Annotated in this window: 12 protein-coding genes; 2 read left to right on the top strand and 10 right to left on the bottom strand. The window is 55.3% G+C overall.

Annotation, left to right across the window (positions count from 1 at the left end):
* Window positions 1-2: 2 nt before the first annotated feature.
* The gene (locus ACSQ13_RS01125) at window positions 3-1,223 is read right to left on the bottom strand and encodes a phenylacetate--CoA ligase family protein (RefSeq protein WP_295511574.1); all 1,221 of its coding nucleotides are present in this window, start codon (window positions 1,221-1,223) and stop codon (window positions 3-5) included.
* A gap of 577 nt (window positions 1,224-1,800) precedes the next feature.
* Here ACSQ13_RS01125 and ACSQ13_RS01120 point away from each other — a divergent pair.
* A complete protein-coding gene (locus ACSQ13_RS01120) occupies window positions 1,801-2,391 on the top strand; it encodes a rhodanese-like domain-containing protein (protein ID WP_435988063.1) in 591 nt (196 codons plus the stop codon).
* Between the two features lie 96 nt (window positions 2,392-2,487).
* On the opposite strand, the gene ACSQ13_RS01115 is transcribed toward ACSQ13_RS01120, so the two are convergent.
* Window positions 2,488-4,620: an LssY C-terminal domain-containing protein gene (locus ACSQ13_RS01115; protein WP_295513045.1), complete on the bottom strand. Its 2,133-nt coding sequence runs from the start codon at window positions 4,618-4,620 to the stop codon at window positions 2,488-2,490.
* A gap of 56 nt (window positions 4,621-4,676) precedes the next feature.
* Between ACSQ13_RS01115 and ACSQ13_RS01110 the strand changes: the two genes are divergently transcribed.
* The gene (locus ACSQ13_RS01110) at window positions 4,677-5,432 is read left to right on the top strand and encodes an NAD(P)/FAD-dependent oxidoreductase (RefSeq protein ID WP_295513047.1); all 756 of its coding nucleotides are present in this window, start codon (window positions 4,677-4,679) and stop codon (window positions 5,430-5,432) included.
* An 85-nt stretch (window positions 5,433-5,517) separates the two neighbouring features.
* Here the strand turns inward: ACSQ13_RS01110 and ACSQ13_RS01105 are convergent, their stop codons facing one another.
* The 8 genes from ACSQ13_RS01105 to ACSQ13_RS01070 all read right to left on the bottom strand — a co-directional run bounded on the left by ACSQ13_RS01105 (window position 5,518) and on the right by ACSQ13_RS01070 (window position 13,047).
* The gene (locus ACSQ13_RS01105) at window positions 5,518-5,847 is read right to left on the bottom strand and encodes a DUF2322 family protein (protein WP_295513048.1); all 330 of its coding nucleotides are present in this window, start codon (window positions 5,845-5,847) and stop codon (window positions 5,518-5,520) included.
* A gap of 155 nt (window positions 5,848-6,002) precedes the next feature.
* On the bottom strand, window positions 6,003-7,427 hold the full coding sequence (locus ACSQ13_RS01100) for a gamma-aminobutyraldehyde dehydrogenase (RefSeq protein WP_176250872.1): 1,425 nt from the start codon (window positions 7,425-7,427) through the stop codon (window positions 6,003-6,005).
* Window positions 7,428-7,449: 22 nt separating this feature from the next.
* Complete coding sequence (locus tag ACSQ13_RS01095; protein ID WP_176250873.1) at window positions 7,450-8,256, bottom strand: ABC transporter permease; 807 nt, start codon at window positions 8,254-8,256, stop codon at window positions 7,450-7,452.
* Window positions 8,246-9,169, bottom strand: a complete 924-nt coding sequence (locus ACSQ13_RS01090; RefSeq protein ID WP_295513050.1) for an ABC transporter permease — start codon at window positions 9,167-9,169, stop codon at window positions 8,246-8,248. The genes ACSQ13_RS01095 and ACSQ13_RS01090 overlap by 11 nt, the downstream gene beginning before the upstream one ends.
* Window positions 9,166-10,149: an ABC transporter ATP-binding protein gene (locus tag ACSQ13_RS01085; protein WP_295513051.1), complete on the bottom strand. Its 984-nt coding sequence runs from the start codon at window positions 10,147-10,149 to the stop codon at window positions 9,166-9,168. Before ACSQ13_RS01085 ends, ACSQ13_RS01090 begins: the two co-directional genes overlap by 4 nt.
* Before the next feature lie 58 nt (window positions 10,150-10,207).
* A complete protein-coding gene (locus ACSQ13_RS01080) occupies window positions 10,208-11,368 on the bottom strand; it encodes an ABC transporter substrate-binding protein (protein ID WP_295513053.1) in 1,161 nt (386 codons plus the stop codon).
* Window positions 11,369-11,504: 136 nt separating this feature from the next.
* Window positions 11,505-12,392 carry a LysR family transcriptional regulator gene (locus ACSQ13_RS01075; protein WP_255200227.1) on the bottom strand — a complete coding sequence of 296 codons (888 nt, stop codon included), beginning with the start codon at window positions 12,390-12,392 and terminating at the stop codon, window positions 11,505-11,507.
* On the bottom strand, window positions 12,289-13,047 hold the full coding sequence (locus tag ACSQ13_RS01070; RefSeq protein WP_295513054.1) for an oxygenase MpaB family protein: 759 nt from the start codon (window positions 13,045-13,047) through the stop codon (window positions 12,289-12,291). The genes ACSQ13_RS01075 and ACSQ13_RS01070 overlap by 104 nt, the downstream gene beginning before the upstream one ends.
* Between the last annotated feature and the right edge of the window lie 262 nt (window positions 13,048-13,309).

Below are 13,309 nucleotides of genomic sequence, written 5' to 3'. Positions count from 1 at the left end.
GATTATGATAGATGTCGTGGGCTTTGCTGCGGAGGCAGATTGGCCCTCGCCGCTTCATGGCATGCCCCTGAGACAGCAGGTCGCAAAGGCATTACTTCATGGAACTTCCCGCTCGCGGTGAATTCGGGAGGCGCATCGCTTTTGCGCACGGTGACATCATCCAACCCGTTATCGCGAAATACCTGTTTCACCGCGCCGATGACCTCTTGAAACACCGGCCCTGCCAGCGCCTCCTCGGCCAATTGTATGCGCAGTTCGAAATCTCTCTCACGCGTCTGGACCAGCTGGATGCGCCGGGCGTGGGCGTGCTCCAGATTGAAGACGAGCGGCGACAGCGTCACTTCGCCCACACGCACAAGCGTCGCCTGTCGCCCCTCCACCTGAAAACTGCGGAACGGTGACCCACAGGGGCAGGTGTCCCGGTCGTAGCGGACACAGTCGCCGAGATCGTATCGGATAAAAGGCTGAACCTCGTTAGCGAGCACCGTCAGCAGAACGGTCTCTGACACCGTGCCATCGGGAACGGGCTGCATTGCCTCGTCGACGGCTTCGAGGATGACCCAATCTTCGTTCACATGCTTCCTCCCGTGGCTGCACTCGAACGAAAGCGCCAAGCATTCGGTGCTCCCATAGGGATCGGAAATGCCGTATTTCAGCGAAGGAAAGGCCCGCCCGGCCCGCTCTCGAAGGTCATCCGTGAGTGTCTCGCCACCCGTGGTAAAAAGCGCAGGCTCGATCTGCAGCCGCCCGGCCATCTTTTCCTCGACGAGGATGGCCAGCATGCTGGGGTATGTCACGATCCAAGCGACGTTCCCGATCATATTGAGCCTGTCAACAAGCCGATCAATCGGCTGCTCGGCCTCGATGAAGGTTAAACCCAACCGCTTCGCCAGTGGTGGGTACAGGCGTTGCATCAGCTTGTTGAATCCGTTTCCGGCAAAGTGACCGTTCCCACCGCTAATTGTCACCCTCACGCCGAGCTTGCTGATGTCCCGTAGGAGCCTCCAATGGTACAATTCAAAACGCGCCATCATAATTCCATAGACATATTCCACGAAGGATGACGACAAGACTATGACTGCCGGTTCGCCCGACGTACCGGAGGTTTGAAAAACGGCAACATCTTCAACCGGCACACCGACCTTCTGCATATCTCGAAGATGCTCGTGGGCCCTTTCGAGGGGAAGAGAGCGTATCGTCAGCCAGTCGTCGAATTCTGCCATGAGGCCGGGTTTGCGGGTAACGGGCAAGTCGCACAGTTCGATCTCGCTTGAGGGTCGCAGATCCGCATAGAGTCTGCGAAACAGAGGGGAATCGCGCCGCGCCTTTTCCACGAGACGTCGTAGATTGTGAAGTTGCCTTGCGTCTATGCGTTTTCGTCCGCCCCAAGCCGTCCAACGACCGCTGGCAAAATAACCCAATGCTCTAGGAAGACTGAAACGCATATCCGCTCACGATGCTCGTTTTTGTATCCAACGTCGAAAACGTTGTTGATCCGAAACTAAACTCTGAAGCGCTGTGTCAATTGATCAATGTCACATCCTGCAGTCAGACTGGTCGGCTGGTATCACCTTCTGATTTTACGAGCATGTCCGGTGACTTGTTTCCGATCGCGCTGTGTGGTCGTTCCTGGGTGTCGTATCTATGCGAGGTCTTCAACTTTTACGCCGACGCGCAGGACGACGAAAACCTCCTTCATGACGGTGGGCCACCTTAAGATCGGGTAAATTTTGATGACGGAGCGCCATACAGGGGCTAAGCTTTGCCTCAGACCGCCGATGTAATCTGGAGGACCAAATCATGAAAAATCTCGCATGGACAATCGCCCTGACATTCATCGCCGGGGCTGCGATGGCGGGAAATGAAGTGGGTATCACCAAGGACATGCCTTCGGTCACCGTGCCGACGGCGAACGGGATGGTGGAGATCGACCGGATCCAGGACACCGAAAACCAATTGAGCGGTGAATGGGCGCTGACATCCCGCCCCTGCCCGAATTTTTGCATTCAACCGCACAGCCCTGCGGAAGGAGTCACCACGATCGGCGAACTGGAACTGATCGAGATGCTCAAGGACCCCGGCACCGTGGTGGTGGACAGCCGCACGCGTGACTGGTTCGAGGGCGGCACGATACCCGGCGCGATAAACATTCCTTATACCTATGTCGTGGATGAGCTTGCACAGTTGGGCTGCGAGCCGGATTTTGACGGCTGGGACTGTGCGGCGGCAAAGCCCGTAGCGCTGTTTTGCAACGGGGTCTGGTGCGGCCAGTCGCCCGCGGCGATCCGCAATATGATCAAGGCTGGCTACCCGGCAAACCGCATTTTCTATTATCGCGGAGGCATGCAAACCTGGCGTCTGCTTGGCTTGACCGTAATTGGTGGCGAATAGCGAGCCAGATGTGATCGGGCGCTTCAAGCACCGCGATGCCAACCAGCCCATGCGCTGCACCGCCGCCAAGTGTAAGTCCTACCGTGGTTTGGGATGTTAGCGCGATGGTTTCGCTAGCGCAGGCTGGGCAGGGGTGGTGCTCCGGTCCGGCACCAGTTGAAACACGATAGCCTTCCCATCTGTGAAAAACGGATCACCTGTCAGGTTTTGCCCAAGGATCGGCGCAACAAGTTGGATCGGTTGTTCTGACCTGACCAGCCCCGTTTTTTGAAGGTCGGTCACAAGTAAATCACGCTCTGCATCGATGTTGGGGTCGATGCGGTGCGTCAGTCCCCATTTCAGCCCGTCATCAAAACTGGCCGTACCGACAAAGATCAGCAAACCATCTTGGGTGCGGAAATCTGTGCGCCAGAACCGGGCGTGGTGGCGTATTCTCAGGCTTTCTTCCTCTGTCCCGATTTGAAACCCAAAATCGTTCGGTCGGCCGTTCCAGAAAGCGGGCGTGATCGGGGCCGTGTCATACTCTTTGCTGAACCAGGCCGCGAATGCTGCACGTGACATGGTATTAATTCCCGGTCGGTCTGCGATCCGCCACCCGGCCGTGCCAAAGACTTTGACAAAGTCCGCACCATTCTCAGCCAGAACAACCAGACTGACCGGTTCCTGCGGCTGGCCCAGAATGTTTTCGGAATGGGTGGGTAACCGCCCTGTCGCAAAGGCTGTTTGAAGTGGCGCATCCAGCTGCATGATCGCCGGAACGGATCGCAAGTTGCGGGTTTGCTGGTGGTCTTTCACGACAATCATAACGGCTATGACAGCGCTGAAAACCACAGCGATGGAGACGATCTTGCGCCACAGCACAACCGCAGGCCGCATGTTTATATCTCTTCTGGTCTGTAGCCACTCCGCCAGCCAGATCCCCAGCAGCGCCCAGAGAGTCCCGACAAGATACCCGTTCAAAACATCGCTCAGGTAGTGTTCAACCAAATAGACCCGGCTGAGCCCGATCAGCAAAATCAACGTAGAACCAACAAGAAACGAAACGACAATCGGGCCTACGCGCTCTCGGATAAGAATGAAAAACACGAACCCAAAGAACGCGACGCTGGCAGCACTGTGACCACTGGGGAAGGAATAACTGCTTTCGGCGAATACGGCCATCTCGGGGCGCGGGCGCGCGAAAATGTTCTTGAGCAAGGTTACCGTTAACTGGTTGCCGATCAGCGCCAGCCAAAGGCCGGGCAGATAGTGCTGCCGCCGATGCAACAACAACACGGCGGAAACACTGATCGCCAGTAACGCGATGACCTTCCAGCTTCCAAGGGCGGTAAACACTGTGAAAAACCGCACCAAAGCTGGGTCACGAAAGGCAGCCAGCAGGTTGGCGACACGGATATCCAACGCAACAATCTGGCTTTGCATGACGAAATCCAGCGTCGAACTGGCATAAAGAAACAGAAAATATACAAACGCAGATGCCAGAATAGTGACAGGCAAACCCGCGAACGACTCTCTCGACACGCGCTCTGACAGGAATCTGAAAAGGATCGGATGGCGTTCTATCAGGGCGCGGACATCGGGGTTATTCTTGATCGCCGAAGCGACAGAACGCAAAACAGAAATGAAGAACGGCAAGGCTTTGCGCAGTTTGACCACAGCGAACCACAGAACCGCCAAGACCAGCAGAACCGCGATGGCAAACAGCCCGGCCCGGGTCATCGTGGCGCTGAACAGGCCCGTCGCGGTGCCAAAGAAATAGCCGACACTGATCAGCGCAACGGCGTAGGTAAAGCCCCCGATCACGTTCCATAAAAGAAACCGGCGTCGGGACATCCCCGACAAACCCGCCACCACGGGAATGATCGGCCGCAGCGGGCCAAAAAAATGGCCCAGAATGATGCTGGGCGCCCCGTATTTCTCAAAGAAACGTTTTCCGCGCCCCAGATGTGCAGGTGAGAATACCCGCCTGCCCTCTTGAAAAAGGCTGGCACCTTTGACCCCAATCCTGAAACTGATCTCGGCCCCTAGTATTGTGCCGATCGCCACAAACCAGATCATATCCCCGAAATCATAGATGCCACGGGCAACGAGCGCACCGCCAAGAACAACGACCACAGTGCCGGGGGCAAAGACGCTCGTCAAAACCATGGCTTCGCCAAAGGCAAACAGACCGATCAACCAGTAGCCCCAAAGACCCAACGACGGGATCGAAGGCAAAATATCGTTCATATACGCCTGCATCATACCCTAGCCTGAAAACCGCTGTAGCATCGCAAGCCAGCTTAATGGAAAGCCCCCGTGTTTGCACTGACCACATGCGGGTTTGTGCGCCTTGCGTCGGGAAGCATCTGGCGACGGTTGTTGTCAGATGCCAACCGGATGACACAGGCGTCACGGCGTACACGGGGGATGGCACGGAAATCAGCGCGGGCCATCTGGCGTTGACCGCTGGCGCGCGGTCGCGCCGGATCAAAGGCACCGGCGCTGAAACCCTGCCCTTGGGTACGGAGCGCGGTTATCATATGCTGTACCGCAATCACGGCGAACAAGTTTCACGCCCCGTTGGATGGGCCGAGGCAGGGTTGTATGCAACGTTCATGGCGCATGGGCTGCGCATTGCCGGCACGGTAGAGATCAACAACATCGAGGCGGCACCCAACGCTAAAAGCATCGCCTATCTGAAACGCAAATCGCACGAAATGTTCGGCCCACTTAGTACGCCCGACGACACACGGCTGGGCCACCGCCCGACGATGCCGGATGCACTTTCGGTGATCGGGCCATCATGCGCCTCAAGCCGCGTCATCCTTGCCTTTGGGCACCAACATATCGGCCTGACGCTGGGGGGTGTGACCGGCAAGATTGTCACCGATCTGGCAAGGGGGCAGGCTCCCTCATGCGATATCAGCAATTTGCCCCCCAGCGGTTTGGTCGACAGGGTTAGACTGTCAGGTTTTCAGGCGTCTAGCGTCACTATGTTCGCCCTTCGGCATCATCGCTCAAGCGCTAGCTCTCGCGGCATCCGGACGATGACCGCATGAATAATGCTGCCGATGTAACTGTGAAGCCCACCCTCTGATCCCCATGAACAAGGGCTAGCAACCTATTGCGACCTGACGTGGCTTCTTAAGCTTCAAAAAGCTGTATGTTCAAAGGATCAGCACCATCGACGATCTCCAGCAAGCGGTCGATGTTCGGGTGCGCGCCTGGACGGTTCCTTGCATCTTCTGTGTGCTCGGCAAAAACGGCAAGACCATGTTTGGCGGCTTCTGCATTCAGGGCCCCGAAACTCTGTTCCAGATACTGATAAACGGAGAGTGAACCCTGCTTGCCGGGTTGGTTTTCGATAGACGCAGCAATGATCCCAGTCGGGTCGATAAGGTCAATACGGGCAAGGCCCTCGATTGACGGCAGAAGTTGCAGATTGTTCTTGAACGAAGCAGTTGGTTGGATCATCGCCAAATCCTTTTGGGAAAGTTTTGCTGGGAGAGGTGGTCCCAGTAATTCGACCAGTTTGCAGTCAGTCTAAGCTGGACCAAGACCAAACCTGCTTTGACGCCTCACACTCGCCTATGTGCATATCACCAGTCGGCTCAATTCGTGGAACAACGCTAATGCGCGATCATCACGTGACGCACGGCAGTATAATCCTCCAGGGCATACATCGACATGTCCTTGCCGTACCCCGACTGCTTTAACCCGCCATGGGGCATTTCATTTACCAACATGAAATGCGTGTTCACCCATGTACAACCGTAGCGCATGCGGGCCGACACATCCATTGCGCGGCCCACATCTTGGGTCCAAATGGAGGAGGCAAGACCGTAAACGCTATCGTTTGCCCAGTTGACCGCCTGATCAACATCCGTGAAGCGTGTCACGGAAACCACGGGGCCAAATACCTCGCGTTCGACAATTTCATCAGTCTGCAACGCGCCCGCAACTACTGTCGGTTGATAATAGAAACCCGGTCCTTCATGCAGCGCGCCGCCTGTCGTGATCTCCATATGCTTGTGCTCGCGGGTGCGTTCCACGAAGCTCGCAACACGGTCGCGCTGGCGCATCGAGATCAGCGGCGGGATTTCGTTAAGTGTATCGTCGACATTATCATAGACGATGCTGGACACCGCGGATGACAGTTCGGCCACCAGCTTTTCGTAGATCTTTGGCCCTGCGTAAATACGGCAAGCCGCTGTGCAATCCTGGCCGGCATTATAGTAGCCAAACGCCTTAAGGCCCTCCACCACCCGACCCAGATCTGCATCGTCAAATACGATTACTGGGGCCTTGCCACCCAATTCCAGATGGGTGCGCTTTACGGTTTTTGACGCCGCTTGCAGAACCTTTTTGCCCGTTGCCACATCGCCGGTGATCGAAACCATATCAACATCTGGGTGGCTGATCAGGGCGTTGCCCACGCTTGCGCCCTGCCCCACAACGACGTTGACGACCCCTTCTGGCAGTATGTCAGCCATGATCTTTGCCAGCGCCATCGCTGTCAGTGGTGTCTGTTCAGAAGGCTTTAACACCACCGTGTTGCCCCCTGCCAATGCGGGTGCCAATTTCCACGCCATCATCATCATAGGATAGTTCCACGGCGCGATCGATGCCACCACGCCGATCGGATCACGACGCACCATCGACGTGTGCCCTGCCATATATTCGCCTGCCGCTGATGTATGCATGTTGCGCACGGCCCCTGCAAAGTAGCGGAAGCAATCTGCCACAGCCGGGACTTCTTCGTTGCGAACTTCATTGATCGGCTTGCCGCAATTTAGCGCTTCAAGTTGTGCCAGTTTTTCAAGGTTTGCCTCTACCGCATCGGCGATGGCCAGCAACTTTGAGGCCCGCTCAGACGGGGTGGTACGTGACCACCCGTTGAACGCGGATCTTGCGGCAGCTACTGCACGCTCGATCTGCGCCACACTTGCTTCGGGCAGGGTCAAAATGACTTCGCCTGTCCGCGGGTTAAGTACGTTTTCGTGGATTTCTGTACCGGCCTCAAACGAGCCGCCGATCAACATACTGGTGTCCATGGTTACTCTCTCCCTGAGTTTGTTATTTGCCCTGACCGGCAACGGTGTCTGTACCGCGTGTCAGGTAATAGGCGCCGAGGATCGGCAAGAATGTGACAATCACCACGACCATCGCGACCACATTTGTCACGGGGCGTTCTCGCGGCCGGACAAGTTCTTCCAACATCCAGATAGGCAGGGTTTGTTGTTGGCCGGCGGTAAAGGTCGTCACGATTACTTCGTCAAAGGACAAGGCGAAAGCCAGCATACCGCCCGCTAAAAGAGCTGTCGAAATATTGGGCAGGATTACATAGCGGAAAGTTTGAAAGCTGTTCGCACCAAGATCCATAGATGCCTCGACCAAGCTGCCTGAAACGCGCCGGAACCGGGCAACCGCATTGTTGTACACCACCACAACACAAAAAGTGGCGTGGCCTAAGACGATGGTCCAAAAGCTAAACGGAATCTCGGCCAGATTGAATGCAGACCGCAGCGAAATCCCCGTGATGATACCCGGCAAGGCAATCGGCAGGATCACCAATAGCGAAATCGCCTCGCGACCGAAAAACTTGGTCCGGCTTACAGCCGCCGCGCATAATGTGCCAAGAAACAGCGCGATCACGGTCGAAATACTTGCGACCTTGAGGGATAGGCTCATTGCCTCCCAGACGTCTGTCCGGCCCCAGGTTACTGCGAACCATTTCAACGTAAAGCCGGGGGGCGGCCACTGGTAGGATTTGTCTTCGGTGGTGAAGGCGTAGACAAAGATGAGCAAAATTGGCAGGTGCATAAACGCAAGGCCAAGACCCGCCGCAACTTTCAGACCCATTGGCGCGCGATCAGAGTGCATCAAAAGCTCCTTTGCGTTTCGCGATCCAAAGGTAAAATGCCATCAAAACGATCGGTACGACAGCAAAGGCGGCGGCCAGCGGGATGTTCCCTGCCGTACCCTGATACGCATAAACGGCCTGCCCGATAAATCGCCGCGACGAACCAACGATTTGTGGAATGATGTAATCGCCCAGTGTCAGCGAGAACGTAAAGATCGACCCCGCAATGACGCCCGGCAAGGCCAATGGCAGCAAGACATGGAGAAAGGTTTGGTAGGGCCGTGCCCCAAGATCGCCCGAGGCCTCCAGCATCGTATGCGGCACCCGTTCCAGCGATGCTTGGATCGGTAAGATCATGAAGGGAATCCAGACGTAAAGGAACACGAGAAACGTGCCTGTTGAACTCACCGACAGTGAATTTCCGCCAATGATCGGGATAGCAAGATAGGCATTCAGCAGCCATCCAAGATGCAGGGTTTCAAACAGCCAATTCAGAATGCCCTCTTTGGCAAGGATCAGTTTCCATGAGTAAACCTTGACCAGATAGCTGGACCAAAGCGGCATCATAACACCAAGATAGAAGATCGCCTTCCACTTGCCCCGCGCGTATCTCGCTGCGTAATAAGCCACTGGAAACCCGACAACTGCGGCCCCTATTGTGACGGCACCCGCCATGACGACAGTTCGCACGATGATGTCGAAATTGGCCGGGCGGAATAGTTCGCCATAGGTTTTGAAGGTCAGCTCATATTGTATGACGCCGGAAAACTCGTCGATTGAGAAAAAGCTTTGCGCCAAAAGCGCAAAAAGTGACCCTAGGTAAATGATGCCCAACCACAACGCCGGTGGCAGGATCAATATCAAAAGCAACAGGTTGGGTCTGCGCCATAGCAAGTCTGACAGACTGACGGCGGCGTTTGTGTGGCTACTCATTGGACGGCCATCAAATGCAGGTCATCATCTGCCCATGATACGGTTGCCGTGTCCCCCGCCTTGGGGATCACAGCCCCCTTGGGCACAAGCATCGTCATAGCAACACCTTGAATAGTCATCGAAACCCTTGTCGCCGTGCCGAGAAAGCTAACGCTTTTGATCTGCGCGGCATGGCCTGTCTCGGACAAGTGCACTGCTTCGGGCCTTAGGGATCCATGCGCAGTTTTGCCAGTCAGTTTTGCGACAAACTCTGGTGGCAGCACATTCGATGAGCCGACGAAATCAGCGACAAAAGGTTGCTGCGGACGGTAATAGATGTCCTCGGGTGTGCCAATCTGCACGATGCGTCCGTTGTTGAACACGGCGACACGGTCGGCCATCGACAATGCTTCGCTTTGGTCGTGGGTGACAAAGATAAACGTGATCCCAAGGCTACGCTGAAGGCTCTTCAACTCCTCCTGCATCTGCTCGCGCAATTTTAGATCAAGCGCGCCCAATGGTTCGTCCAACAACAGGGCCTTAGGCTTGTTAACCAGCGCCCGTGCCAGCGCAACACGCTGGCGTTGCCCGCCAGAAAGTTCCGAGGGTTTGCGGCCTCCGTACGCGCCAAGCGCAACCATTTCGAGCGTTTCATCCGCCGACTTGGCACGCTGTTTTTTGCCAACACCAGCCACCATCAAGCCATACGCGACGTTGTCGCGAACATTGAGATGGGGAAACAGCGCATAATCCTGAAACACTGTATTCACAGGGCGCTTATAGGGCGGGATGCTCTGCGCCTCTTCGCCATAGATGTGGATTTCTCCAGCCGTTGGGCGCTCGAACCCTGCGATCAAACGTAGGCTTGTGGTTTTGCCAGAACCTGACGGACCCAACATGGCAAAAAATTCGCCTTCGGCGATGTCGAGGTTCACATCATCAACCGCTTTTACAGCGCCATAGTGACGCGAAACGCCTGAAAATCGGATAGCAGAATTCATTTTTTTTCCAGTAAGTTGCCCGCCACCGTTGCCAGTAGCGGGCGGAAAGACTTTAGATTTAGCGGCCGCCGATTACGCCGATGTAGTCGGACACCCAACGATAGTAGGGCACGCAGCTTTCTTGGCTCTCGCAGGACGATACTGGCGTCGTCCAGAACTTGATCCGTTCAAAGTCATCAAGACCGTTTTTGGTACAGCCTTCAGCCGTTTGCATGCCGCGGCCATCTGTACAGGCGGCGGGTACAGCAGGGTTGGCACCGAACCATACAGAAAGATCAGACTGCAAGTTTGAGGCCAGCGTGTGTTCCATCCACATGTAGCTGCAGTTCGGGTTCTCGGCATCGACGTGCATCATAGTGCTATCGGCCCAGCCTGTTGCGCCCTCTTGCGGAATTGTCGAGGCAACCGGTGCGCCATCGCCTTGCAGCAAGCCAACCTGAAACGGCCATGTGCCCGACGCAGCCATACCTTCGTTCTTGAAGTCATCAATCTGGATAAATGCATCGTGCCAGTAGCGGCCAACCAATTTGCGCTGACCGCGCAACAGCTCAAGTGCCGCCGTGTATTGCTCTTCATTCAGCTCATAGGGCGAAATGATGCCAAGCTCGGGCTTGTGGAACATCAGATAGTTTGCAGCATCCGCGATATGGATCGGCCCGTCATAGGCCTGTACGCGGCCCTCGTTTGGCGCGCCGTCAGGCAAGTTCATTGGCTCGAATACAATATTCCAGCTTGTGGGTGCCTCTGGGAAAACCTCGGTCGAATACATCAAAACGTTTGGGCCCCACATATAGGGTACGCCAAAGTGGGTGCCGTCAACAAAATGCCAGGGCGCTTCTTTCAGACGATCATCGACAGTAGACCAGCTTGGGATCAAATCGATGTTGATCGGCTGAACGCGTTTACCCGCGACCATCCGCAATGACGCATCCCCAGAGGCCGTAACAAGGTCAAAACCGCCCTCATTCATCAGCGCAACCATTTCGTCGCTGGTATTGGCGGTCTTAACGTTCACCTTGCAGCTGGTTGCTTCTTCGAAACTGGTGATCCAGTCAAAATCTGGCGATGTTTCACCACGCTCAAGGTAGCCTGGCCATGCGACGATGTTGACTTGGCCTTCGCCTTGGCCAAGCTCTGTAACCATTGTTTGTGCAAGCGTCTGGCTGGCAAAAGTAAGTCCCAGCAGGATGGCGACGCTGGATTTCAAAGCGTTCTTCATAAGTGATTCCCAATGTTGGTGTGCTGTCCATTTTGGACCTTATTCCGCGCAGGATGGCGCATGGGTTCACCGGTCACAAATTCAATTATCAGAAACACACTATCGGTTTTTCCGATATCACGAGGGAGGCCCAGCGTTAACTACCACTTATCCTATTATGCGACTGTGCAACGTCAATAAATTCCCGCGCAGCCTTGGAAAGAGTGGACCCTCTGCGCCAAGCCAGCCCCACTTGGACGACAGGCAAAGCGCCTGAAACATCACGCGCTTCGATGCGGTCGCCTTCCAAGGACCATGGTCGGTACACTAGGTCGGGAAGCAGCGCGACGCCTGCCCCCGTCGCAACAAGCGATCTTACTGCCTCGACCGATCGGGTGCGAAACGCAACCCTTGGACGGGTACCAAAAACCGACAGTAGCTTTACAGTTTCTTGCTCCATCTCATCGATGTTCAGCATAATCAGCGGCTCGTCTTTTAGGTCCGACAGGCTGATACTGTTTTGCGCTGCCAACCGATGGCCCATCGGCATCCACAACCGGTAAGGCGATACATCCAGTGCTTCGGTATGAAGGGCATGTCGCTCTGTTACCCGCGACGTCATCATCACCGCAACATCAAGCTCGCCACCGATTAGCAAATGCTCAAGATACTCACTCGACTCTTCTATTGCGTTGATTTCGACTTCGGGATTGGCGCGGCGGTATTGAGCAAGAAAATCTGAAATGACATAGCCCGCGACCAGCGACGTCATACCCAGATGCAGCTTGCCTTGCGTCTCTTGCGCCTCTCCTGCGAAAGCCTGACGTGCGCTGGCAACATCCGACAAAATAGTTGACGCATGGCGCAAAAATTGGTGGCCCCGATGGGTGATCCGCAAACCACGCGAATGCCGGACGAACAACTGCACGCCCAAATCCGCTTCAAGATCCTTCACCGCTTCTGTCACGGCACTTTGTGAAATTGAAAGCGATTGCGCCGCAGCGCTGACCGACCCATGCTCTGCAACAGCAACAAAATAGTTCAACTGTCGTATAGTAAATGCCACGTAAAGTACCCGCAGTTGTTGTGTCGATGGAAACCGATCTCAGAAGGCGAAGCTCACTGTCCCAGACTACTTGACCGAATGGAAGCCACAGCCCATGGGAAAGTATAATGATCCCATCGGACCTGCACCATTCCTCGTTCCAAGTCATCATATCATCAAGCTGTGAGTGGATATTCTGGATGCCCATCCGCTCCCCAAGCCCGCAATAGTACAAGAACCACGCGCGTTGTTCGGTGTCGGTCATCGGTCTGCGCCCGAAGCGTTCGAACCAGCGGATCGGTTCGCAAACAAAGGTGGAAAGCATATAAAGCATGTCGGAATTATTGATCCGGAACCGGCCGTGCATCGCATTCATACGCGCAATTGATCTTTGCCCTTCGGACCTGACCAACCCATGCTCAATTGTTTCCGCAAGAATGAGCTCGGTGTCGTCATAGCGTTTACGCGGTCGAAATTCGAACTCACCCGTCTTTGCCAATAGTCCCGAAATTGATGGGGCTGCATAGGTGCGAAAAAGCGCGAATTCGAGGGCGCGCGCGATCTCCTCAAAGCATTCCTCGGAGTGTAGCGCTGCAATCGTTCTCGCCGCCGCGGTGCTACGCGTTGTCTGGCTTGATGTAGTGGTGTTCGTCATGAATTTATCCGATGTCGAGAACGACGCTTTGATCAAACTTTGCCATATCCCTTGATACTCCAAATCCAAAGCGCTAGCGGCCCAGAGCGGACGTCGCCCGACGCTCGGAGCACTGTGGTTGCCGCTACAAGAAAGCGGTCGTTCGTGTTTCTTGTAGCAAACCCGGCTTTCAAAAGGCTGCCAATCCCGACGCATACAAACACAACTTGCGCCAGGATTGACGCTTTTCCTATCCGGGACCGGGGCTTATAAGTCCCGGTTA

Source organism: Sulfitobacter sp. SH22, assembly GCF_965641905.1.
In the GTDB taxonomy this organism is placed as follows: Bacteria; Pseudomonadota; Alphaproteobacteria; order Rhodobacterales; family Rhodobacteraceae; genus Sulfitobacter.
This window is presented reverse-complemented; position numbering and strand designations above follow the sequence as displayed.